The sequence below is a fragment of the Polyangium spumosum genome (assembly GCF_009649845.1).
Lineage (GTDB): Bacteria > Myxococcota_A > Polyangia > Polyangiales > Polyangiaceae > Polyangium > Polyangium spumosum.
This window is the reverse complement of the sequence record NZ_WJIE01000010.1, coordinates 25268-48178: the sequence shown is the minus strand read 5'-3', so window position 1 is coordinate 48178 and position 22911 is coordinate 25268. Positions and strand designations below refer to the sequence as shown.

16 protein-coding genes are annotated in these 22911 nt (G+C 70.9%); 5 read left to right on the top strand and 11 right to left on the bottom strand.

The genetic code is table 11. The features are described from left to right. Positions 1-40: 40 nt before the first annotated feature. Both GF068_RS29615 and GF068_RS29610 read right to left on the bottom strand, forming a co-directional pair. Complete coding sequence (locus GF068_RS29615) at positions 41-610, bottom strand: GbsR/MarR family transcriptional regulator (protein ID WP_153822855.1); 570 nt, start codon at positions 608-610, stop codon at positions 41-43. Positions 611-831: 221 nt separating this feature from the next. Next, positions 832-2580 (bottom strand): phosphoenolpyruvate carboxykinase (GTP), encoded by a 1749-nt coding sequence (locus GF068_RS29610; protein ID WP_153822854.1) that lies wholly within the window; start codon positions 2578-2580, stop codon positions 832-834. A gap of 138 nt (positions 2581-2718) precedes the next feature. Between GF068_RS29610 and GF068_RS29605 the strand changes: the two genes are divergently transcribed. Next, entirely contained in the window at positions 2719-3579 is an 861-nt protein-coding gene (locus GF068_RS29605) for a metallophosphoesterase (protein WP_338046628.1), read from the top strand. Here GF068_RS29605 and GF068_RS29600 read toward each other — a convergent pair. Genes GF068_RS29600 through GF068_RS29585 form a run of 4 tightly spaced genes read right to left on the bottom strand, consistent with a single transcriptional unit; the run spans position 3576 to position 8962 of the window. After that, positions 3576-5552: an FTR1 family protein gene (locus tag GF068_RS29600; protein WP_153822853.1), complete on the bottom strand. Its 1977-nt coding sequence runs from the start codon at positions 5550-5552 to the stop codon at positions 3576-3578. The genes GF068_RS29605 and GF068_RS29600 overlap by 4 nt on opposite strands. 44 nt (positions 5553-5596) lie before the next feature. Beyond that, positions 5597-6544: a GNAT family N-acetyltransferase gene (locus GF068_RS29595; protein WP_153822852.1), complete on the bottom strand. Its 948-nt coding sequence runs from the start codon at positions 6542-6544 to the stop codon at positions 5597-5599. After that, positions 6541-7737, bottom strand: coding sequence for a kynureninase/PvdN C-terminal domain-containing protein (locus GF068_RS29590; protein ID WP_153822851.1), 1197 nt, complete (start codon positions 7735-7737; stop codon positions 6541-6543). The genes GF068_RS29595 and GF068_RS29590 overlap by 4 nt, the downstream gene beginning before the upstream one ends. 16 nt (positions 7738-7753) lie before the next feature. Then, positions 7754-8962 carry a hypothetical protein gene (locus GF068_RS29585; protein ID WP_153822850.1) on the bottom strand — a complete coding sequence of 403 codons (1209 nt, stop codon included), beginning with the start codon at positions 8960-8962 and terminating at the stop codon, positions 7754-7756. 201 nt (positions 8963-9163) lie between these two features. Here GF068_RS29585 and GF068_RS29580 point away from each other — a divergent pair, with 201 nt between their 5' ends. Continuing rightward, positions 9164-12586: a serine/threonine-protein kinase gene (locus tag GF068_RS29580; RefSeq protein WP_153822849.1), complete on the top strand. Its 3423-nt coding sequence runs from the start codon at positions 9164-9166 to the stop codon at positions 12584-12586. A 230-nt stretch (positions 12587-12816) separates the two neighbouring features. Here GF068_RS29580 and GF068_RS29575 read toward each other — a convergent pair whose 3' ends face one another. The 4 genes from GF068_RS29575 to GF068_RS29560 form a co-directional block, all read right to left on the bottom strand. Beyond that, complete coding sequence (locus GF068_RS29575) at positions 12817-15105, bottom strand: Rv1355c family protein (protein WP_153822848.1); 2289 nt, start codon at positions 15103-15105, stop codon at positions 12817-12819. Between the two features lie 3 nt (positions 15106-15108). Further along, on the bottom strand, positions 15109-17652 hold the full coding sequence (locus tag GF068_RS29570) for a hypothetical protein (protein WP_153822847.1): 2544 nt from the start codon (positions 17650-17652) through the stop codon (positions 15109-15111). Between the two features lie 634 nt (positions 17653-18286). Continuing rightward, a complete protein-coding gene (locus GF068_RS29565; RefSeq protein ID WP_153822846.1) occupies positions 18287-18739 on the bottom strand; it encodes a hypothetical protein in 453 nt (150 codons plus the stop codon). Between the two features lie 168 nt (positions 18740-18907). Then, entirely contained in the window at positions 18908-19921 is a 1014-nt protein-coding gene (locus tag GF068_RS29560) for an RNA polymerase sigma factor (RefSeq protein ID WP_240807590.1), read from the bottom strand. Between the two features lie 116 nt (positions 19922-20037). Between GF068_RS29560 and GF068_RS29555 the strand changes: the two genes are divergently transcribed. Genes GF068_RS29555 through GF068_RS29545 form a run of 3 tightly spaced genes read left to right on the top strand, consistent with a single transcriptional unit; the run spans position 20038 to position 21910 of the window. Continuing rightward, positions 20038-20577, top strand: coding sequence for a L,D-transpeptidase family protein (locus GF068_RS29555; RefSeq protein WP_153822844.1), 540 nt, complete (start codon positions 20038-20040; stop codon positions 20575-20577). Between the two features lie 47 nt (positions 20578-20624). Beyond that, positions 20625-21074, top strand: a complete 450-nt coding sequence (locus tag GF068_RS29550) for an EVE domain-containing protein (RefSeq protein ID WP_153822843.1) — start codon at positions 20625-20627, stop codon at positions 21072-21074. A 32-nt stretch (positions 21075-21106) separates the two neighbouring features. Continuing rightward, positions 21107-21910, top strand: a complete 804-nt coding sequence (locus GF068_RS29545) for a hypothetical protein (protein WP_153822842.1) — start codon at positions 21107-21109, stop codon at positions 21908-21910. A 143-nt stretch (positions 21911-22053) separates the two neighbouring features. Here GF068_RS29545 and GF068_RS29540 read toward each other — a convergent pair whose 3' ends face one another. Beyond that, positions 22054-22872 (bottom strand): fatty acid desaturase, encoded by an 819-nt coding sequence (locus GF068_RS29540; protein WP_338046627.1) that lies wholly within the window; start codon positions 22870-22872, stop codon positions 22054-22056. Positions 22873-22911 lie beyond the last annotated feature (39 nt).

The window sequence follows — 22911 nt, the reverse complement described above, 5'->3', positions numbered from 1 at the left end:
CTTTCCGCGCCGTCCCCGGACCGAAGGGTCTCGAGACTGCCTAGGCCCTGCGCTTGCGCGTTGCGACGCGAAGCGGAAAACGGATGAGGTCGCCGAAGGGCGAGAAGTCCACGCGGCGCGAGCGGATGAAGCCGTCGAGCGCGGTCTCGGCGACGATCACGAAGGAGAGCAGGCGGCGCACGCGGTCGGCGCGTTGCTCGGCGCCCGACGCGCGCGGGCGGGCCTCGAGGAGCGCCACCGCTCGCTCGAGCCGCCCCCGCACCGACTCGGCGAGCAGCCGCTCGCGCTCGTCGAAGACCTTCGAGATCATCTTCCAGAAGTCCGTCTCGGCCTCGAAGTACTCCTTGCGCTCACCCGGCCGGAACACGCGGCGGACGACGCCCCAGCGCTGCAGCTCCGTGAGCGACATGCTCACCGCGCCGGCCGAGAGGCTCAGCCGCTCGCCGATGACGGCCGCGGGCAAAGGCTCCGCCGCGATGAACAGGATCGTCCACACGCGCCCGAGAACGCGACGAAAACCCCAGTGCTCGATCACGTCGCCGATCGCCTCGGCCGCGATGAGCTCGGCCTCGTGGGCTTCGTCGTGTCTCGGGGTCTCGCGCTCGGACATGGTGACGTGAACTTTCAAAAGATTTTGAAACTGCAGGTAGCGGTAAAGGTCGGCGCGGTCAAGACGAGGCGCCGACATTTTCACGCTCGCCCGCGTGGCCTTCGCGGCGGCGCAACGCGTCGTGGAAATGGCGCGTCGGGACGACGCCGCGCGAAATGGAAACGACGCGGCCCCGACGTCGTCGCCGGGGCCGCGGGGGAAGCGTCGCGGAGCAGCGCGCTTCAGGGCGAGAGGTGCGAACGCAGCGCGCGATGCTCGCGCCAGATCTCCTCGGGCATCTTGTCGCCGAACGACCCGAAGAACGCCTCCTGATCGGCGAGGTCCTCGATCCACGCGTCACGATCGATCGAGAAGAGCTCGCTCATCGCCGATGCGTGGAGATCGAGCCCGCTCGTGTCGAGCTCGCCCTCGGCCGGGAAGATGCCGAGCGCCGTCTCATGGCCCTTCGCCCGGCCGTGCACGCGATCGTTGATCCACCGCAACACGCGCAGGTTCTCGCCGAAGCCGGGCCAGAGGAACTTGCCCGCCTCGTTCTGGCGGAACCAGTTCACGTGGAAGACCTTCGGGAAGCTCGAGCGACCGCGCCCCATCTCCAGCCAATGCCGGAAGTAGTCGCCCATGTTGTATCCACAGAACGGGCGCATCGCCATCGGGTCGCGGCGCACGACGCCCACCTTGCCCGTGGCCGCCGCCGTCGTCTCCGAGGCCATCGACGCGCCGAGGTACACGCCGTGCGCCCAGTCGCGCGACTCGTACACGAGCGGCGCGAGCTTGGCCCTGCGGCCGCCGAACACGAAGGCGCTGATGGGCACGCCCTCGGGCGCCTCCATCAACGACGAGACGCTCGGACACTGCTTCGCCGGCACGCAGAAACGGCTGTTCGGGTGCGCCGCAGGCTCCTTGCTCGCCGGCGTCCACGGCCTGCCCTTCCAGTCCGTGAGCTCCGCCGGCACCTGGCCGTCCATGCCCTCCCACCACGGGTGCCGCTCCCGCGTCATCGCCACGTTCGTGAAGATCGTGTTGCGCTGGACGGTCGCGAGCGCGTGCGGGTTCGTCTTGCGGCTCGTCCCGGGGGCGACGCCGAAGAAACCTGCCTCGGGGTTCACGGCCCAGAGCCGACCATCCGCGCCGACGCGCAGCCACGCGATGTCGTCGCCGACGGTCCACACCTTCCAGCCCGGCTGGCTCGCGGGCGGCACCATCATCGCGAGGTTGGTCTTCCCGCAGGCGCTCGGGAACGCAGCGCAGATGTACGTCACGTTCCCCGAAGGATCCTCGAGGCCCATGATGAGCATGTGCTCCGCGAGCCAGCCCTCGTCGCGACCCATGGTGCTCGCGATGCGGAGCGCGAAGCACTTCTTGCCGAGCAGCGCGTTGCCGCCGTAGCCGGAGCCCACGCTCCAGATGAGCCTCTCCTCGGGGAAATGCGCGATGAAGCGGCGCTCCGGATCGAGGTCGCCGAGCGAGTGCAAGCCCCGGCAGAAGTCGCTCGAGGTGCCGAGGTGCTCGAGCGCGACCTTGCCCATACGCGTCATGATCCGCATGCTCGCGGCGACGTACGCGCTGTCGGTGATCTCGACGCCGACCTTCGAAGCAGACGAGCCGGCCGGGCCCATCAGGTACGGGACCACGTACATCGTCCGCCCGCGCATCGAGCGGTCGAAGAGCCGGCCCACCTTCTCGCGCGCCTCCGTCGGCGACATCCAGTTGTTCGTCGGCCCGGCGTCCTCGGCGCGATCCGAGCAGATGAAGGTCAAATGCTCGGTCCGCGCCACGTCGGACGGATGGCTCCGGTGCAGGTAACAACCGGAGTACGCGACCTGGTCGAGCTCGTGCAGCGTGCCGTCCCGGAGCATGGCCTGCACGAGCCCGCGGTACTCCTCCTCGGAACCATCACACCACACCACGCGGTCGGGCTCCGTCTGGCGGGCCACCTCTTCGACCCACGCGGAAAGGCTCTGATTGTTCATGGCGCGGTAGAGTAGCCCCCAGGGCAGCGCGACGCTACCGGGTGACATTCCGCGGACATCCTCGGTCCCCGCCCGATACGACGAGGGCGTGCGCGCTTTCACGAGCAAGAAGACCGAAGTGCGGTAGTCTCGCCCGCTGTGCGACGCGTCGTCGTGCTCCCAGAACGCGGCAAGCTCATCGTCGCCACGGACCTCCAGGGTCACGTGGAGGACTTCGAGCGCATCGCCGCCATTTTCGAACGCGCCGCCCGCGAGCCCGATGGGGCCGTCCTGGTCGTCACGGGCGACTTGGTGCACGGGCCCGAGCTCGCCGAGATGGACTGGCCCGACTACCTCGGCAGCTACTACGAAGGCGACTCGCCCGGGGTGCTCGAGCGAGCGCGCGATCTGCAAAACAGGTACCCGGACCGCGTTCATTATCTGCTCGGCAACCACGAGCACGCGCACGTCGGTGGCCCCATCGTCGCGAAGTTCTTCCCGGACGAAGCGATGCGGCTCGAGCAGCTACTCGGCGACGACGGCACGCAGGCGATGCGTGACTGGTTTCGTACGTGGCCGTTCGTCGCCGTCGCCCCCAAGGCGCAGCTCGTCATGCTGCACGCGGCGCCACACGCGCGCATCCAGAGCCGCGACGACCTCGAGAACCTTTCGCTCGACGGCTGCACGGGGTTGACGCTCGAAGAGATGGCCGCCCGCGGGACGCTCGGGGCGCTGCTCTGGGCCCGAACGACCTCATCCGATCGCGCCTGGGCCTTCCTGCGCGCCATCCACCCGAACGCGCGCGTCGCCGTGTACGGTCACGACGTGGCGCGGACCGGCTACGCGATCGATCGCGAGCCGATGCTCTGCGTGTCGACGAGCTTCGGCTGCTTCGACGGGGACAAGCTCTACCTGGAGTGGGATCTCTCGGAGCCGGCGATGAGCGCCGAGGACGCCGCCCGCCGCGGCCTCCGGATCTTGCACCCGGGGGCCCCAGCGGTTCATCGCGGCGCGTTTTAGCCCTTCGCGGCCGCAGGCGTCGCCGTGCGCGTCGGGGGACCGGCCTCGGGCGAGCGCTTGTTCCACACGTAGGCGCCCACGGCGAGCGCGATGAGGACGAGCTGCGCGGTGATCGTCTCCAGCGTCGGGTAGAAGCCGAGGACGGGCACGCTCGGCAGGCCGACGCGGTGCGCCGGCACCACGCCCGCCATCTGCAGCGCCGAGAGGCCCTGCCCGACGAACACGACCGCGAGGCCGTAGAGCATGTAGCTGGAGATGCGGAAGAAGACCTGCGGCGGCGCGAAACGTCCGGCCCGCGTGTACGCGACGACGAGGATCACGAGCAGGACCGCGCCGACCCCCGCGCCCACGACGGCCGCGAACGGCGAGGCGTCGGAGGCGAGCAGGGCCTGGTAGAAGAGGACGGTCTCGAAGGCCTCGCGGTAGGCCGCGAGGAGCGAGACGCCGAAGAGGGAGAGCGCGGCCTTGCGTGGCGAGATGTGCTCCTTGAGGAAGCGCATCCAGCGCTGGACCTCGCGCTTCGCGAGCAGCGAGTAGCTCACGTAGAAGAGCACGGCCGTCGCGAGCAGCGCGGTGATGCCCTCGATGAGCTCGCGGTTCGCGCCCGAGATCGTGATGAGCTTCTGCGAGAGCAGGAACGTGAGCACGCCGAGGACGATCGCCACGAACCAGCCGAGGTGGACGTAACGCTTCTTGTCCGAGTGCCCCGCCTGCGCCGCGAGGCCGAGCAGCGCCGCGATGAGCAGCGCGGCCTCGACGCCCTCGCGCACGACGATGCCGCCGCTCGAGATCGCCGTGGACAGGAAGCCCGTCCGCTTCGCGCCTTCCTTCAGCTTCGACTCGGCGGCCGTGAGCTCCGCGAGGGTCTGGCCGATCGAGGCGCCGACGTCCGCCGGCCCCTCGCCACGATCGAGGGCCGCGCGCATGTCCATGTAGCGCTCTTCGAGGCGCGCCACGATCGCGGCGTCGATCGACTTGAGCTGCGCCTCGACCGGCTCGACACCTTCGAGGTAGCTGTCGATGATCTGGCCCTTCGCGCCCTCGCGATCCCCACGCTGCAGCGCGACGCGCGCCCGATCGAGCTTCGCCCGCGCGAGCGCGAGCGGCGAGCTCGCCGCGCGATCCTCGTAAGGCGCGCGCTTGCGAAGATCCGCGAGCACCGCGGGGACACGCTCCTTCGCCACGCCCGCGGCCTCGAGCTCCTCACGCAGCGACGCATCCGCGCGGGTCGCGAGCTCCGCGAGCGCGTACGTCGGCGATCCATCCGCGGGCTCGGCGACGTGGCGCAGCGAGACGACGTAAAACGCGAGGTCCCATCGATCGGCGTCGCTGAGCTGCGAGAACGGCACCATCGCGGTGCCCTGCACGCCGAAACGAACGGTGTTCATGACGCGGAAGGGCGTCATGCCGTCAGCGATGTCCGGATCCCAGAAGTTCGCGGGGCGCGGGTTCAGCGTCGCGGCCTTCGGCGTATCGCCGCGGCCCTCCGCGCCGTGACACTCGGTGCAGTGTTGCAGGAAGAGGCTCCGGCCTCGCTCGGCGTTCGGGGCCGTCGTGGGCGCCTCGGCCAGGCGGAAAGAGCCGAGGATCGCCGTCTTCGCTTCGAGCGTCGCGGCCGACACCTCGCTCGCGGGCGCCTTCTCGTCGACGAGCTTGCGCACCTTGCCGACGAGCGCGGGCAGATCCACGCGTGGCGCGCCCGCGGGCAGCGCGGGCTGGATCCGCCCGGCGATCTTCGCGCCGTCGTCGAGGAGCGAGAGCTGCTCGTCGTACTCGGCCTGGTTCGTGATCGCGCCCTTCTCCACGGCGCCGCCGTAGTCCGCGCCCACGTAGCCGAGCACGTGCACGAGCCGCTGCGCTTCGACCTCCGGCGGATCGCCGTAATCCGCCCTCGCGAGGGGCGCGGCCACGAGCACCAGCGCCGCCGCGAGCAGCGCCACGAGCGACCGGAATCGGGCGAAGATGACAATCATGTTCAACAAGAATACCGGAAGAGCAAAACGTTGCAAGGGCTGGATCAGAAGTGATCCAAGGACCCGAAAAACGTTTGGCCGGGATCGATGGTGGACAGAGGAGCGCCGAGCGCGAGGGCCATGGGGATGGCCGTCGCGCGGGTCGTCGCGACGAACGGATCGGCGCCGAGGTGCGGCGGCAACCAGCCCGCGACGTGCGCCGCGCCCTCGGCGAGGGCGATCCGTCGCACGGCGCCGAGGACGTCCTCCCGCGAGATCCCGGGCGCGGCCCACTCGTCGACCCACAAGGCGCGGGGCGGGGGCGCGGCGCCGTCGTCACGCGCGCCGTCGTGCAGCGCGGCGAGCACGTAGCCGACGTCGCGCCCGCCCTGCCGCAGGATCCAGCCGAGATCGACGTGGTTGCGGAAGCGGAAGTAGCGGAGGATCTCGAGCGTGCGCGCAGGCCGCACCCACGCGGGATCCCAGGACGCGTCGTACGTCTCGAGCATCCATCGCTCGTCTTCCGCGGTGGCCGGGCGCGCTTCGAGCGACGTCTCGGAAGGAAGCGCCTCCACGTGCGCCGTGTGTTCGAGCGCCGGCGAGGCGACGAAGCCGAGGCGCTCGTAGAAGCCGGGATCGATGTCCGAATAAAGCAAGGCGAGCGCGACGCCCTCCGCGCGCGCCTCGTCGAGCACGGCGCGGAGCAGCTCGGTCGCGGCGCCCGTCCCGCGGGCGTCGGGCCGCGTGAAGACCGCGCCGATGCCCACGCCGGGGGCCTTGCCGCCGCCGGGGATGCTCACCTGGATGCCGTACCGCTTGATGCCCGCGACGAGCCCCGTGTCGTCGACGAGCCCCGTGTACCGCAGGATCGCGGGGCCCGCGCGGCGGAGCTGCTCTCGCTGGGCCTCGATGTGCGCGTCGATCGCGCGCCCGCCCGACCAGATCACGTGCGTCTGCCGCGCCGCCTCGGCGACGAGCGCGTCCTCGAGCCGGGGCACGTAGGTGCGGCTCACGAGGGCGTGATCTCCCGGCGGATCTCCTCGGCGACGGCGAGCGTGCCGCGATCGATCTCGTCGTCCGTGAGGTAAGGCGCGGGGCCGATCCGCACGAAATCTCCGCGCGAATCGACGAAGATCCCCCGCGCGCGCAGCCGCTCGACGACGCGCCCTGCGCCGGGAGCTCGTACGGCGACAAAAGCCCCGCGCCGCTCGTCCACGCGGGGCGAGGCCACGTGGTCGGCGAGCCCCGCCTCGTCGAGCCTCGCGAGGACGCGGCGCGTTTGTCGTGTCGAGATCACGCGCAGGGCCGGGACGTCGAGCCCGAAGTGGTCCCAGTGCCGGAGCACGGCGTCGGCGCGGTAGATCGGCGTGGGATCGAAGGTCGCGCCCGAGAAACGCGCGCCGCCCGGCCCGTAACCCACCGCGTGCGTGCGCTCGCCGTCGAGCGCCGAGAAATCCGCGAACCAGCCGGTGTCCGCGGGCCTCAGGTTCGTCGCGGCGGGGAAACGCAGGAAGCAGATCCCCTCGCCGAGCTCGGCATACTTGTAGCCGCCGGCCGTCACGAAGAGCGCGTCCTTCGCCGGTCCCCATTCGATCGGGACCACGTTGAACGCATGGTACGCGTCGACGAGCGGGACGGCGCCGACGGAGACCGCGCGCGCCGCGATCTCCCCGATCCTCGGCACGACGTACGCGTCCTCGAAGAGCACGGCCGAGATCACCACGACGCTCGTGCCGGGCACGATCGCCTCGAGGAAACGATCGACGAGCGTCTCGCGATCCTTCGTGTCGATCCACGTGACGCGCAGCCCGTCCTCCGCGAGCCGCGAGAGCTGGCGGTGGAGCGAATGGAACTCGGAGCGCGTCGTGACCACGCGTGGCCCCGACGCGAGGGGGAAACACGAGAGCAGGCGCGTGACGAGCTCGTGCGTGCTCTTGCCGAAGGCAATCGCGTCGCCCTCGTCGAAGCCGAGGCGCCGGAGGACGCCGCGCCCGACGGCGTCCATCTTCGGGAAGACCGAGCGCGACCACTTGTCGTCGACGAAGCGCGCAGCGTCGTCGAACGCCTCGATCATCGCGTCACGAGCGACGTCGGGCCACGCCTGGTGCGAGTGACCGGTGAGGAGAACTCTGTCTCCCGTCACGAACCGCCCATACGCCGCCCGAAACGCGTTCAGATCCCGGACGTGGCCCGCCTCGTCGCTCATGCTCTCCCCTCCCCCGTCATTTGCGCGAATACGACACGGTCACGGTCGTGTCGACCGAGGTCTTCTGCTTCTCGGTCTTGCCGCCCGCGCTGAGCTGCACCTCGAGCGTCATCGCGCTCTTCACGCTCATCGATCCGCCCGTCGGCGCCACGTCCTTCGTGTCGAGCACGCTCGTGCCGCTGCCCTTCGACTCGAACGCGACGAGGCGCGCCGTCGTGCCCGGCGGCATGCCCGGCGGCGACACCTTGTCGTTCGCCGCGAGCTGCTTCACCGCGACGTCGAGCGTGAGCACGTCGCCCTTGCGCTCCTTCAACGTGAACGTCGAGACCTGCAGCAGATCCGCGCCGTTCGCCGAGAGCCGGCCGATGACCTCCCACTTCGCGCCGTTGCCCACGGCCTCGTCCGGCAGCGGCGCCGTCATCGACTCGATCGACTGCGTCATGCCCGTCATCATCTGCTGCGCCGCCTGCGGCACGGCGCTCGGGATGCTCATGGTCACGTCGTGCACGCGGCCCTTCTCGTCGACGAAGTACCGCATGCCGAGCCCCTTGAGCGGCGCGAGCTGAGGCTTCAGCGCCTCGGTGATCTTGGCCTGCCCCGGCGCCAGCGACTCCACGCCGACGTCCTTCAACGTGCCCTCGATCGGCCAGTCGCTGCCCTTCTTGTCGCCCGCCGAGAAGTCGAACGTCATGATCATGCGCGGCATCTTCATGGGCGGCATGTTCATGCCCGGCGCGCTCATGCTCATCTCGAGGTCCATGCCCATGCGCAGCGGCTTCGACGTGCCCTTCACGAGCGCGTAGGACGCAGCCGATCGCGGCTCGCCGCCCGCCGCGAGCAGCCGCACGACCGGCCGCCCGCCCGCCTTGACGAGCTTGTCCGCCGCGCCCTTCGGCAAGATCCCGTGCGGCGCGCTCGGCACCGAGGTCTTCGCCGCCACGTCCGCCGCCGGCTTCGTCTCGCCCTTCGGCTCCGTCTTGGCCTTCGTATCGGCTTCCTTCGGCTCCTCGTCCTTCGGCGCGACGGCCTTCGCCTCCGCCTCGGGCTTCGGCGCCTCCTCGGGTTTTGCCTCCGCCTTCGCCTCGGGCTTCGGCTCGGGGGCCTTCGCCTTCGCCTCGTCGACCTTCTCCGGCGCGGGCGTCGGCGGGGTGTCCTTCGATTCACACGCGACGAGCGAAAAAGCGAGCAGCCCGGCGAGCGGCAAGCCTAGGAGCGACCTCGACATCACGGAAAAACCTCCAGAGCCGGCCCGACCGAACCCGAGAAGATCCAGCGGCGGCCGAGCCTGCTTTATCCCACTTCCAGGCGCGGTTCCACTTCGCCCACGCGCGGCGAGCCAGCGTGCTTCGTCACCCTCTCGCGTGACACGGTAAAAACGTTGCCCACCTCGTTCGAACCGGGGAATGATGGCGAACTAGAGGCACCAATGCGCGCGCGCGCCGAACTCCTCGACGGACTCCTGGAGCTCCACCGGTACGAAGATCGCAGCGCGCGCCGCAGCGTCTTCCGGCAGAGCATCACCTCGCTCGCCATCGAGGCCTCGATCGACGGCCCGCCGCCGCTCGACGGCCTGTCCGCCGAGGCCCTGCTCGCGGGCATCCGCGTCGCGCTCGCCGACGGCCTCTTCGACGACCTCGGCTGGCTCGCGCCCGCCGCCGCGGCCGTCGCGCTCTACGAGATCACCGGCGCCTTGCCCCTCGGCCCGGAGCGCCGCGAGATCGGCCGCCGCGTCCTCGCCCAGCTCTACGACGGCAGCGCCTCCACGTTCGTCGCGCTCGCCACGCGTATGGCCCTCGGCAGCGCCCGCGCCCTCGCCGGCGCGCCCGTCCGCGCGCGTATCGCCCTCGCCTTGCAGCTCCCGAGCAGCGTCGACGTGCCCGTCGATCCGCTCGCCCTCGCGCTCGTCTCTCGCCGCGACCTCGCCCGCGACTGGGTCGGCGCTGCCTCCACCGGCTCGCTGCCCGAGCGCCGCCTCGCCGCGCGCCTGCTCGAGCGCGCCGCCCGCGAGGCCGTCCGCCGCGCCGGCCAGGGCGACGACGACGCCTTGCGCCTCTTCCGCGGCTTCGTCGAGAACGCCCCCGCATCGACGGGCCGCGCGACGGCCCCCGACGTCGTCGCCCCGGCCTACCACCTCCTGCTCGCCGACCGTGAGACGCTCGTCTGGCGCCACGTCGCCGCCGCTCGCGGCCTGCTCGCCGGCGCGCTGCCCGAGCTCCACCACGAGATCCACAAGAACCTCGCGCCGAACCTCAGCCCGACCGAGTGGCGCCGCGCCGCGACCTCCCTCGTCGCGAGCATCGCCGTCGATCCCGACAAGAACCTCGAGGCGAGCCGCGCGCTTCTCGCCTCCGAACTGCTGCGCGAAGATCCCGGCCTCGCCATCACCATGGTCTGGGGCCTGCCGCGCGCCGCCGACGCCGAGCCCGAGGCCGCCGAGGCGCTGCTCGAAGCCATCACCACCACGCAACCCATCGCCGTCGCCGACAGCGTCGCCGAGCTACGCGTCGAGCTCGGCCCGGCCTTCGGCGCCCGCGCCCGCGCCGCGTGTACCCAGGCCCTCGCCGTCAGCCTCGCCGCGCCGCAGACCGACGACGGCCTCACCGCCCTCGGCCAGAGCATCCTCCGCGATCTCGAAGGCCGCGAGCCCTCCGAGCTCGCCGCCACCGTGCGCAGCGCGCTCGACGCCTTCGTCGAGAGTGGCTCGCGCGAGGCCCACGCCCGCGCCCTCGCCGCCCTCGATCTCGCCGCGAGCACGCTCGACGCCCTCGACGCCCTCGACGCCGGCGCGGGCCCCGTCTCCTCGCCCCGCGCCGCCCTCCTGCCCGGCCTCCCGCAGACGAGCTTGTCCCGCCGCGCCGCGGCCCGCCTCGTCCGCGAGCTCGATTCGAACCTCTACGAGTCCGGCGCGCTGCGCAGCCTGCTCCTGCTCGAGCGCCGCGGCTCCGGCACCGAGGGGGCCGCGCTTGGCCTCGACGCGCTCGACGATCGCATCACCCGCTTCCTCCTCCGCGTCGAGGCGCAATCTCCGCCCGAGGGCGCGCCTCCACACGCGACGTTCCACCAGCGAAACCTCCGCGCCCTCCTGCACGTCGTCGACGGCGAGAGTGAAGGCGACGGCGACTCCGACGCCGGGCGCGGGCGCGGAAAACGCCGCCTGCTCGACACCTGCGACGTGCTCTCGAAGCGCCTCGCGAAGGAACCTGGCTCGCCGCTCCGCCGCGCCGTCGTCGCCACCGTCGCCCGCGCCTTCGACGCGCTCGTCCGCACCCACGCCGCCGACGCCGCCGACGTCCTGCTCTTCGCCTGCATGCGCAGCGGCGATCCCGAGACGCTCGCCATCCTCGCCGAGGCGAGCGTGCACCCCGACGTCCGCAGGCTGCTCGACTGCCAGGCCCGCTTCACCGCCGCCCTCGACGCCGCCGCCTCCGATCGCGCGAGCGCCGAGCGCATGGACGCCGCCCTCGCGGCCCTCGAGGCGCTCGTCGCCGACCTGCCCCAAGGCGCCTCCCAGCGCACCGAAGCCCTGCGCACCGCCCTCGCCCGCCTCGCGCGTGGCCTCGACGCCGTGCGCGCCGCGCGCGCCCTCGGCCCGCTGGCCGAGTCTGCGACGAAGGAAGGATCTCCCCTCGTCTCGCTCGAAGATGCGCTCGTCTCGATCGCGCGCCTCACGGCCTCGGCGCGCCGCCGCTTCGGCGACGGCGAGGGCGACGAGACCCCACACTCCACGATCCTCGGCGCCCACGCCCTCGCGCTCGCCGCCGGCATGGCCCGCGAGGGCGGCGCGACGCCCGAGCTGAAGGCCGCGATCGAAAAACTCGTCGAGGCCACGCGCGCCTCCGTCCCGGCTCCGCTCGCCGTCCTCGCCGCCCTCGTCCTGCCGCGCCTCTGCGACCTGCCCGGCCAGCGCGTCGGCGGCGCCACGAGCGAGCCCGACGACCTGCCCACGACCGATCTCCCCTTGCCCGCGTGGCTCCCTCCGCGCCGCACCCTCGGCGGCTTCTTCGTCCACAAGCGGCTCGGCGGCGGCGCGGTCGGCACCGTCTTCGTCGTCACGCGGGCCGAGGAGCGGCACGATCCCTCCGCCGAACGTTTTGCCCTCAAAGTACCCGACTACGACGCCACCGCCGCGCGTAGCGTCTCCGAGGCCGAGTTCCTGAAGCTCTTCCGCGACGAGGCCGGCGCGTTGCTCTCGCTGCCCGACCACCCGAACCTCCCGCGCTTCGTCACCTTCGACGCCGGGGCGCGGCCGAAGCCCATCCTCGTGATGGAGCTCATCGAGGGCATACGCGCCGATCAGCTCATCGACAGCCGGAGCCTCACGATCCAGACCGCGCTCGCCTTGCTCGACGGCGTGCTCGGGGGGCTCGAGGCCATGCACTCGGTGCGCATCGGCCACCTCGACATCAAGCCATCGAACGTGATCCTGCGCGGCGGCAAGGGCCCCGTCCTCGTCGACTTCGGCCTCGCGGGCCGGCACATCCGGCCTGGCTGCGCCACCGCGAACTACGGCGCGCCCGAGGTCTGGGGCATCGTGCCCGAGGGCGCGACCGCGACGCCGCTCACGGCCGACATCTACAGCTTCGGCTGCCTCGCCTACGAGGCGCTCACGGGCGATACGCTCTTCGACGGGCCGAGCGACGTCGCGCTGATCTCGGCGCACCTGACGCATGACGGCTTGCCCCCGAAGGTCCGGCGCCTCTCGCAGGGCCGCCTCGCCTCGGTGGGCATGTTCCTGTTCCAGTGCCTGCGCCACAACCCGGAGCAACGCATGACGGCCACGTCCTTACGCGCCGAGCTCCGCCGCATCGCCCCCGAGCTGCTCCGCCTGCGCTGGCCGATCGCGGACTGAAAGACGTCGATGCCGGTCTTCGCCGCCCGGGAAGAGCCAGATCGACATGTCACTTTGTCGCTCCAGCCCCCCTGGAGACCGACATCGACATCTCGTTTTGTCGTTCCGGCCCCCCTGGAGACCGACATCGACATCTCGTTTTGTCGTTCCGGCCCCCCTGGAGACCGACATCGACATCTCGTTTTGTCGTTCCGGAGCTCCGGAGACCGGGATCGACGGGTCTTCTGCCTCTAGGCGAACGTCAGCACGTCCTCGACCGGACGCCGCAGCGACCGCGCCGTCGGCGGATCCGCCTTCGAGAGCCGGAACAGGAGGACCTCCGCGTTCCCCTCGGGCACGGGAAACACCTTCGAGAACCGCTCCCGCAGCTCCCCGAGCCGCTCGCGCACCTTCGGCTCGAGCCCCTTGCCGCCGCCCCGCTCGAGCCGCGCGAACAGGTACAGCATCGACGACCACGGCTGCAGCGCGAGCCCCAGCGACGTCGCCGCGAGCCACACCCGCTCGAGCGCCCGCCCGCCCTCGAAATACGAGCGCGACGACGTCCCCGGAAACACCACGAGCCCCGCCGCCGACGACGACAGGAGCGCGCGCTGCGCGGATCGCTCGAGCGACCCACCGCCTCCCATCTTCGCCGCGAACTCCATCGCCTTCCAGGTCGTCGCGAGCCGCACCGCCGCGAGCGCGGGCGGCGGCACGTCGAGCGTGAGCACGTCGAGCCCGTCGCGTGTCCCGAGGACCTCCTCCTCCGTCCAGCGCAGCTCCGCTCCCATCTCCTCGTTGTGCTTGCGCGAAAGGAACAACATCCGATCGCCCTGCCCGAGGATCTGCCCCACCTCGTCCAGCGCCGCCCGATCGGTCACGAGCAGGAGCTTTCCCTTTCGCTCCTCCGCCGCCGCCGCGAGCTCCCCGGCCGCGTAGTCCGAGAGCGGCGCCCCCGTGCCGGGCTTGCGGTTCGTGCAACGCGCCCCGAGCACCGCGCAGAGCGGATCAACCGCGTACGACGCCTCGTCCACGCGAAACACGACGTCACACGCGAGCCGCGGATCCTTCCCACCGGAAGGAAACACGACCTCGGCCGAGAGGCCCATCGCGGGCGCCGCGAGGACCATGTTCTCCACGGCCGCGCCGAGCGCGGCGAAGCTCGCCGCGAGCTTGTAATCGTTCAGCGTCCGGCCCCCGTCCGGAGACACCAGACACCGCACCCGCCCGCCCTTCGCGACGAACCGCCACGGCTGCGCGTTGCCGCCCGACGGCGCCAGCACCGCGAACCCCACGAGCCTCCGCACGTCCTCCCGCGTGACCGTACGTTTGTCCGCGGCCCGCGCGAGCGGCGGGACCTCCGGCGGCGGCAGCGGCCTGCGTGAAAACGCCTCCTCCAGCGCCGCGTCCACCTGCAGCGGCGCCTCGCGCCCGTCCTTCACGAGGGCCTCGAGGTCCACGTAATACCGCCCCGAGCGCGTCAGCTCGCCGAGGAGCATCCGCCGCGCCACGTCGGTCGTCACCGCGCCGCCGAGCATCGTCCCCGACGCGAGCTGCGGCCACGACGTCGTCGTCTCCTCGACCTCGAGCAGCGACGCCCCGAGCCGGCCCCGGAGCGCGTCCGGCCCCAGGATCCTGAGCACGATGGCCACCTTCTGCGCCGCCGAGAGCCCCTTCAGCTCCGCCGCCGCGAGCCCACGCAAGAGCCCGTGCAGCACGGGCCTGTCCGGCTCCCGATCGAAGCGCTCGACGTCGAGCATCCCCCGATCGTTCGTCTCCATCAGCACCGGGATCCCGCGCGCCCGCGCCCGCTCGCGCAGGAGGATCTTCGTGAAGAGGTCGTCACACTCCTCGAGCACGAGATCGAGCTTTCCGCCCTCGGTCAAGAACGCCTCGGCGTTCTCCTCCGTGAGGCCCGCCTCGAAGACATCCACCCGCAAGAACGGGTCGATCTCGGCGATCGCGCGCGCCGCGATCACGCACTTGTGCAGGCCGATCTCGTGCACCCCGGCGCGCAGGCGGTTCATGTTGGAGAGCGCGAGCTCGTCGAAATCGGCGAGCCGGAGCGTCCCGCCCACGCCCTCGAGCGCGAGCGTCACCGCGCACGCCTGCCCCACGGACAGGCCCACCACGCCGATCCGCTTCTCGCGCAGGATCCGCTGCTCGTCGGGCGTGATCTTGTATCGATTGCGCGAGAAACGCAGCTCGCGGTACTCGGCCTCGCCGAGCACGTGCACGAGCCGCCCGCTCCACGGGTAATGGACCCAGGTCCCGCGCTCCTCCGTCGGCCCGTCCCCGAGCGCCGCGCGGACCGCCTCGTCGAGCGCCGCGCCCCGGAGCCGCTGCTTCGGCGACCGCGTCGCGCAGAGCTCCGCGAGCTGATCGACGTACCTGTCGTGCACCTCGCGCACGAGCCCCGAGGCGCAGAGCTCCTCGACCTTGCGCCTGTCCCACGAGTCGGCGAGCGAGAACAACGCCGGCCTGTACGTCCCGTGATCTGCGCCCGCGGCGAGGGCCGCGAGTCGCTCGGCGAGCCTCATTCCTTACCCCTGCTTCGGTTTGTACCGGCCGATGGCCGTCAGCTCGTAGACGTGCTCGAGGAACTCCGGGAGGATCTGCGCCGATATCGCCCAGCAATTGCCCTGCCCGAGATCGAGCAGCTTGCAGCGCTCGACGTGCTCGACGTCCGGGTGCTCGTGCATGTACACGAAGCTCGATTTCCCGCGCGACCGGTAGAACTGCCGGGCCTCGTCGATCAGCCCGACGAACGCCTGCTTGCCGCCCGGGCCGAGCTCGAAGAGGCGCACGCAATCGAGCAGCCGGAAGAGGTTCGTCCCGGTCTCGCCCGTCTCCACGAGCGCCGCCGCCACGGGCACGTTCGCGCGCCGCGCCGTGAAGATCACGCGCTCCCGCCCCATCCCCGCTTCCTTCCAGAGCCGCCCCGTCTCCGCGAGATCCACCCGCTCCGGCACGAGGTCGAGCGCGTCGAGCAGCGCCTGCGAGTGCGTCTTGCGGAGCTCGTCGAGCAGCCACGCCGTCTCGAAGGGCGCCGCGGGGCCGACGTCGAATCGCTCGCCCGCGGGCTCGTCGCTCGCCCCCGCCGATTGCGCCTCGAGCAGCCGGAACGGCCGGATCGCCGCGAGCCCCTGGTCGAGGTAGGGCCGCGCGAAGTCGAGGTGCGCCATCGACCACGGCACCTCGCCGTCGATGAACGCGAGCGCCCACGTGAAGGCCGGATCGAGCTGCGGATACTCGAACGCGCGCAGGTAGATGTCCCGCAGGATCTGCCGCACGTGCGCGACGCCGGGCGCCTTGCCCGGCCGCTTCGCGAGCTGGTGGACGAGCCAGCTCCCGCTGTAAATCTTGGCCACCGAGAGCGACGCCTCGATCCCACGCTCCGAGGGCCAGACCGCCTGGCAGATGATCCGCGGCGCCGCCGCCGCCCGCGCCCCGAACTCGAGGAACGTCTTCTTCATCGGCTCGAACTGATCCGGAGTTTTACCGGACAAGTTGAAATACCCCGATTGCTGCAAGAGGCTCCACATCGACTCGGGCGTCTCCGAGTTGCCCAGCGTCTTTTCGTGCAGCTCCTGGCTCACGAGCCGCATCCACGGCCCCTCGTCCTTCGACGCGCGCGGCGCCACCTTGAGCCCACAACGCGCCTTCGCCCCGTTTCGCGCCGGGAGCACGTACCGCACCTCGCCGTGCACGTGCAGCGGCGCCCCGTCCCCGAGGGAAATCTCGATGTCGGTCAGCTCGAGGCCCGGGAACACGAGATCCTCGTCGGGATCGATCTCGAAGCTCATCCCCGCGAACGAGACGTCGAGCACCTCCCGCCCGGCCACGACCACCTCGGGCCATATCGGGTGCTTGAACGACGCCGTGATCTTCCGCTGCACCTTGCACCGCCGGAACCACCGGTGCCGCACCCGCTCGATCCGCGTCGGCAGCGCCGACGTCACCCGCCCGTCCGCCTCGAAGTCGGCCTTCTCCAGGTGGATCCGGTGAATCGAGTTGTACCCGCCGAGATCCACGATGTACGGCGGCGGGCCCCAGTCGAGCGCCGATCGCCACACGACCCGCGGCGCCTCGCCCGACTCGATTTTTTCGGCCTTGACCGGCACCTCCGAGCCCACGACGAGCCCCTCGCTGCCCGCGTGGATCAGCGCCCGCAGGATCGCCCGCACCCGACCCGGATCGTCGATCTGCTCGCGGACACGCGACAAACTCCGCGCGAGCTCCGCCTGCCCGACCGCGTAGAGCTCCTGCAGGAGCGAGAGGATCTTCCGGCCGAGCTCCCGCGTGACCCCCTCGAACTGCACGCTGACGAGCACCGCCCCCTGCGGCCCCGTCGGCTCGATCGACACCACGATCCCCTCGACCGGCCCGACCGCCCCCTTGCCCGAGAGCATGTACGCGATCACGCGCCCGCCGAGCCGCGGGATCAGCCCGTCCCCCGGCGCGAACCACACCGCCGAAGGGGAGAGGCGCACCACGGACGCCGGCAAGAGCCAGCGATCCTGCGTGTAGAGCGTGACCGCGCAGGCCCCCTCGCGCAGCCGATACCCCGGCCCCGCCTCGCCGCTCACCCGCCGGAACCGCACCGACGGCGGGCTCTCCGCGTAGTCCGTCGACGGCGGCGCCTCCGAGGGCCGCGGCGGCCGCATGTCCGAGAGCCGGCGCGACGGGAACCGCACCGACGCCGTCTCGCCGAGCGGCTCGTCCTCGCGCATCCCGAGCGCCGCGCGCCCCTCGGCCGTCAGCCGCGGGAAGCGCACCGACGCCGGCCCCTCGGAGAGCACCTCGTCGTCCCGCCCCGGCGCCCGCTCCGAGGGCGAGGCGGAGGGCGCGATCGACCGCGGGAACCGGAGCGACGGCGGCGGCTCCGCGAGCCCCTCGTCCTCCGCGCGCTCGCCACGCTCGGCCCGCATCCCGAGCGGCGGCGCGGAGAGCGGACGCGGGAACTTGAGCGACGGCGGCGGCTCGCTGAGCCCGTCCTCCTCGCGATCACGCGGCGGCCCCCACGACGAGTGCCGCGCCTCCGACATCGTCCGCGGGAATCGCACGGACGGCGGCGGCTCGCTCAATTGGTCCTCGTCGCGCGGCGGGCCCCACGACGAGTGCCGCGCCTCCCCCATTGCCCGCGGAAACCTCACCGACGGCGGCGGCTCGCTCAATTGGTCCTCGTCGCGCGGCGGGCCCCACGACGAGTGTCGCGCCTCCCCCATTGCCCGCGGAAACCTCACCGACGGCGGCGGTTCGCTCCGGCGCTCCTCCTCCGGCATTCCGAGCGCCACGCGCCCCTCCGCGGTGAGCCGCGGAAAACGCACGGACGCAGGTCCGTCCGACAACGGATTGACGCTCGGCGGGGCCTGCGATTCCCCCGACGTGGTGGACACCGCGGCTCTTGGCTCGCCCCCCGCGGCCGGCGCCCGCTCGCTGCTCACCCCTCACCCCCTCGGGGAGCCTTCGGACGACGGAAGCGCCGACTCTCTGCGTCAAGCAAGGTGCGATGCCTCCAGCGGTCTCACGTTCGGGCGACGAGTAGCCTCGGGCCCCGACATCGGGTCCGACATTCGTCGTGGCCAAAGCTGCTCACGCGCTCGTGCCACCGACCAACACCCGTTTTTATCGAACGACCCCGACAGCGTCAAGGCCGACGTCGTGCTGATCGGATGTAACTATCGACACCACAGTCGACGGTGGACGCTGGGGTCCGCCTCAACCTTCGTCGGGCATCGTCCGCGTCTGCCCGGAGCCCTTGGCCTTCTTGAGCTGCATGCGGAGCGTCTGCACCGCGGTCTTCATCGCAATGTGATACCGCGGCGGAACGTCGAGATAGGTCAGCGCTTGATTGATGTGGTCCGGCGGAAAAGCTGCATACGCATCGTGGTAAAACCACCGGAGCGCCGTGAGCACGCCGCGGACGAACGACGACGCGGTGACGGTCGCCACCTTCGGCTCTTTCCTGTTCGGCACGCCCGGCAAGGCGCGGAGCTCGTCGACGCGCATTTTCATGCGCTTGCGTTGCGACGCCGTCGGCGCGCCGCCGTCCGTTACGACGAGAATCGATGCATACGTGTAGTGCTGCATCCATTCGTCCCACTCCTCGTCGGTGGGCGCCATGGCGGTGTGGACGAGGACGAAGTAGTCGCCCACTTTCTGGAAGGCCATGTTCTTCATCCGGATCGCTCCAGCCGCACCGCCGACGCTTCGCCGTCCACTCCTCGCCTCGGCCAGCGTACAGGAGGGCCGAAAGCTTGGCAAGCAAGGCCCAAGCGCCGAGGTTTCGCCGGACAAGACCCCCCGCGGCCCCGGAACGCCGTAGCTTCGGGCCCTGGCTCACTTCTTCAGCAGCTCGATGTCGCCCTTCTTGCGTTGTGTCTTGGGGAGGGGCCTCGATTTTTCGTTCTTGGTGCCGCGATCGATGAGCTCGGGGTCGAGCTTCGGCTTCGCGTTCGTGGGCGCGGGCTTCGGCGAGGGCGCGACCTTCCGCGGCTCGAGTTCCTTCGTGTCCTTGATCTCGCCTTTCGTCTCGGGCGGCGTCGGCGTCGACGTCGACGTCGGCCGCGGCTGCGGCGCCTCGAGGGCCCGCCGCGCCCGCTCGCGCGCCGCCTGCACCTCGGGCGCCGCGTCCCCGCTCGGATCGAGCTGCTTCGCCGCGTCGAGTTGCTCCACGCAAACCTTGTACGACCCGCGCTCGCACCACCAGAACGCGTCCGCCCGCAGCGCCTTCGCCCGATCGAGCGGCGTATCCGGCGGCGCCGGGACCTTGTCCGGCACCGGCACGAGCGCCTCCGGCTCGTCGGCGTCCTTCACCACGCGCCACAAGATCGCCGCGAGGGCCACGAGCGCCGCCACGGCCGCGAGCTCCGCGAGCCACCGCTCCTTCATCCAGCGCCGCATGCGCGACACGCGTTGCCGCACGCGCGCCGCCGGCACTTGCTCCTCCTCGGCGATGCTCTCGAGCTTCTCGCCCTCCCCTTCCCGCGCCATCCAGGCGAGCGTCTTTTTCGCCTCCTCGGTCGCCGGCGCCTGACGCTCGGCCCAGCGCACGAGCGCCTCCTCCTCGACCGGGGGCGGGCCCGCCACGAGCTCCGGCGGCTCCCGCATCTCCAGGCGCGCCGCGGCGCGGTGCGCGTCGGCGACCTTGTGCCGCGCGATCCCGAGCAGGTACTTGCGCAGCTCCGCCCCGTCGACCGGGCGGTTCTTCGCGGTGAGCGCCTCGCAGAGGACCGTCTGGACGATATCGTCGGCGTCGGCGGGCGAGACGCGGCGGCGCACGAAATCGAGCAAAAACCGCCGCAGCTCCGGATCCGCCAGCGGCTCGGAAAGCCTCGGTTCGTCCATGGTCATCGGAGCGCTCATCACCCCCTCATCGGAGAACGTACCCGGAGTGTGACGGGCGAAAAAACATTTTTTTTCGAGCGCCTCGGCCGTCACGATCCCCGCGGGATCCTCGACACCCGGGCATGAACGCCCTGTTTGCGCTCCTCGTGGCGACCACCCTCCTCCACCCCTCCCCGCTCCCCGCCGCGCCGGGCGGAAAACCCAAGAAACCGGCCGCGGACAAGGTCGCGCTCCTCCGCGTCGACAAGAGCGAGCACCGCCTCGACCTCGTCGCCGAGGGCGGACGCGTGATCAAGACGTACAAGGTCGCGATCGGCAGCGGCGGCGCCGGCCCCAAGCGCTTCGAGGGCGACAAGGTCACGCCCGTCGGCACCTACCGGGTGAAGGGCCGCTTCAAGGGCCTGTTCCATCAGTTCATCAACGTGACCTACCCGAACGACGTGGACCGCGCGCGGTTCGCCGAGCTCAAGCGCCGGGGCGAGGTCCCGCCCGGCCGCACCGTCGGCTTCGGCATCGGCATCCACGGCGTCGGCAAGCGCGAGTGGAACGGCGTGCATAAGCAATCGGACTGGACACACGGCTGCATCGCGCTCGACGACGCCGAAATCGACGAGCTCTCCCGCCTCGTGCCGGACGACACGACGCTCGTGATCACGGACTGATTGTTGTTGAGGGTGCAGAAGTCGGGCTGTATGGTCCCGACGAACGCATGACGACGGAGAAGCATTACTGGCTCGTCAAGAGCGAGCCCTACAAATACTCGTTCGCCCAGCTCCTCGCGGACAAGCGGGCCGTCTGGGATGGCGTGCGCAACTACGAGGCCCGGAACAACCTGCGCGCCATGAAGAAGGGTGATCTCCTGCTCTTCTATCACTCGAACGAGGACAAGGCCGTCGTCGGGGTCGCCCGCGTCGCCCGCGAGGCGTACCCGGATCCCACCGCGGAGGGCGAGGACTGGAGCGCCGTCGACGTCGAGCCCGTCGTCGCGCTCAAGGCCTCCGTCGAGCTCGAGGTCATCCGCAGCGATCCGTCCCTCGCCGACATCGCCTTGCTCAAGCGCTCGCGCCTCAGCGTCGTGCCCGTCTCCGAGGCGCACTTCGAGCACGTGCTCGCGCTCGGGAAAACGAAGCTGCCTGTGAAGAAAACGCGCCGGACTTGACGAAAGGGCCCGTACGGGGCGACGCTGCGCCCGTGATCCGCCACAACCTGCGCTCGCGCACTGCGTTCGCCCTCGCCGCGCTCCTCGCGGCGCCCCTCGTCGCTTGCTCCAACGACCAGCTCCGTTCGGGGGTCACGGGTGAGCCCGTCTGCCCTGATTTCACGCTCGGCGGAGCGGACAACAAGATGCGCGGCGGCCTTCGCCAGCCGGTCCAGGTCCGGGTGCTCGACGACGGCGATCCGGTGGTCCGCGTGCTCCTCCTGGGCAAACGCGTCGAGGCGGATCCGAGCGTGCGGGTGATCCTGCCGGACGCGGACGCCGAGTACACGGTCGAGTGGGCCCAGTGCAGCAACGAGCGCGCCTCGGTGCCGCTCCGCGCGGGCAAGACGCAGGAGCGTGACCTCACGGCGTACGAGTGCGGCGAGGCCAAGGTCTACAAGACGGATCCCCTCGTCACGAAGAAGGGGGATCGCGCTTCGCACGAGCTCACCTTCCAGCCGCCGCCGAACCCGGCCTGCTGGACGGACGAGCGCCCCGCGGAGCCGCCGCCTGCGCCCGCAGCCGTGCCCGACGCGGGCGCCGAGGACGCGGGCGCCGAGGACGCCGGGGCGGACGCGGCCTCTTCCGACGCGGGCGACGCGGGCGACGCGGCCGCGGACGCCGGGGCCGCGAAGCCCACGGGCACGACGGACAAACCGGCCGAAGCTCCGAAGCCCGAAGCTCCCAAGCCTGAAGCTCCGAAGCCTGAAGCTCCGAAGCCCGAAGCTCCCAAGCCTGAAGCTCCCAAGGCGGCCCCGGCGCCCCCCGAGGGCCCGAAGCCTGCCGGCACGCAGTAGAGGGGGGGCGGGGAATGCTGGTCGACGACGCGCAACGCGCGTTGTCGTCCTCGGTCCAGGCCGTGCCTGGTCCGGGTCCAGGGGCGGACAGCCCCTGGTGGGGCCCGGGGTGAAACCCCGGCGCTACGCTGCCAGCCTGCCTCTCAGCCCGGCGGCGGCGTGATCGGCAAGCTCGGCTGCATCTTCGCTGGATTGAACATCCCTGCCCGCTTGTGGTGGTTCGCGTGCATGTAAATGCCGAACCAGAGCAGGTTGCCGATCTTGTAATAGCCGTGGTCGAGGTTTACCGGCTTGAAATCGCCGCTCGGCGAGAATGCGTTGTGCGTCGACCAGTTGAAGTGCACGAGGTGGAAGAAGCCCACGATCGACGCCGGGACGAACAGGAAGAAGAACCCGACCTTCCCCAGGAACAGGAACCACGTCGCGATCAGGAGCAGGTTCGTCCCGTAACTCACGTACGCCCGCAGCCGCTCGTAGCGCCGGTTCTCGGGCGTGTCGCCGTAGAGGTCGAAGTAAATCTGCTGGAGCTGGTGCTCCACGTTCACGATCGTATCGACCAGGAACCGCCAGTAGCTCGGCCCCACCGGGTGCGGGTCCTTCTCGACGTCGTCCGAGAACCGGTGGTGCCGCTGGTGGATCACCTCCCACGACGCGAACCGCGTCAGCACCACCATCCCGCAGAGCTCGCCCACGATCCGGTTGAGCGCCCGCGGGAAGTTGTTGTGCGTCGCGTTGTGGATGAACACGCTGCACAGGATCTGCAGGTGACAGGCCACGGGCAGCACGAGCCAGAGGCGATTGTCCCAGGTCGGGACGAGCCCCTGGAAGCCCGTCGTCACCATCAGCGCGATCAGCGCCGCGCAGAGGACGAGGTAAAAGCCGTCGTACCACAGGTAAAAATACCGGTTCCGACGGAGCTGCGTGAAGGGTAAGGAGGTCAGGGTCGAGACGATGGCTGTCACGGCGGCTTGCCATCTCGGTTAACGCAAATCCGTCCCTAC

Excerpts from the sequence above, each read along its gene's own strand:
- GF068_RS29575 (WP_153822848.1), bottom strand. The coding sequence starts at position 15,105 with ATGAGGCTCGCCGAGCGACTCGCGGCCCTCGCCGCGGGCGCAGATCAC.
- GF068_RS29610 (WP_153822854.1), bottom strand. The coding sequence starts at position 2,580 with ATGAACAATCAGAGCCTTTCCGCGTGGGTCGAAGAGGTGGCCCGCCAG.
- GF068_RS29615 (WP_153822855.1), bottom strand. The coding sequence starts at position 610 with ATGTCCGAGCGCGAGACCCCGAGACACGACGAAGCCCACGAGGCCGAG.
- GF068_RS29555 (WP_153822844.1), top strand. The coding sequence starts at position 20,038 with ATGAACGCCCTGTTTGCGCTCCTCGTGGCGACCACCCTCCTCCACCCC.
- GF068_RS29580 (WP_153822849.1), top strand. The coding sequence starts at position 9,164 with ATGCGCGCGCGCGCCGAACTCCTCGACGGACTCCTGGAGCTCCACCGG.
- GF068_RS29590 (WP_153822851.1), bottom strand. The coding sequence starts at position 7,737 with ATGAGCGACGAGGCGGGCCACGTCCGGGATCTGAACGCGTTTCGGGCG.
- GF068_RS29585 (WP_153822850.1), bottom strand. The coding sequence starts at position 8,962 with ATGTCGAGGTCGCTCCTAGGCTTGCCGCTCGCCGGGCTGCTCGCTTTT.
- GF068_RS29600 (WP_153822853.1), bottom strand. The coding sequence starts at position 5,552 with ATGATTGTCATCTTCGCCCGATTCCGGTCGCTCGTGGCGCTGCTCGCG.
- GF068_RS29560 (WP_240807590.1), bottom strand. The coding sequence starts at position 19,921 with ATGACCATGGACGAACCGAGGCTTTCCGAGCCGCTGGCGGATCCGGAG.
- GF068_RS29550 (WP_153822843.1), top strand. The coding sequence starts at position 20,625 with ATGACGACGGAGAAGCATTACTGGCTCGTCAAGAGCGAGCCCTACAAA.
- GF068_RS29565 (WP_153822846.1), bottom strand. The coding sequence starts at position 18,739 with ATGGCCTTCCAGAAAGTGGGCGACTACTTCGTCCTCGTCCACACCGCC.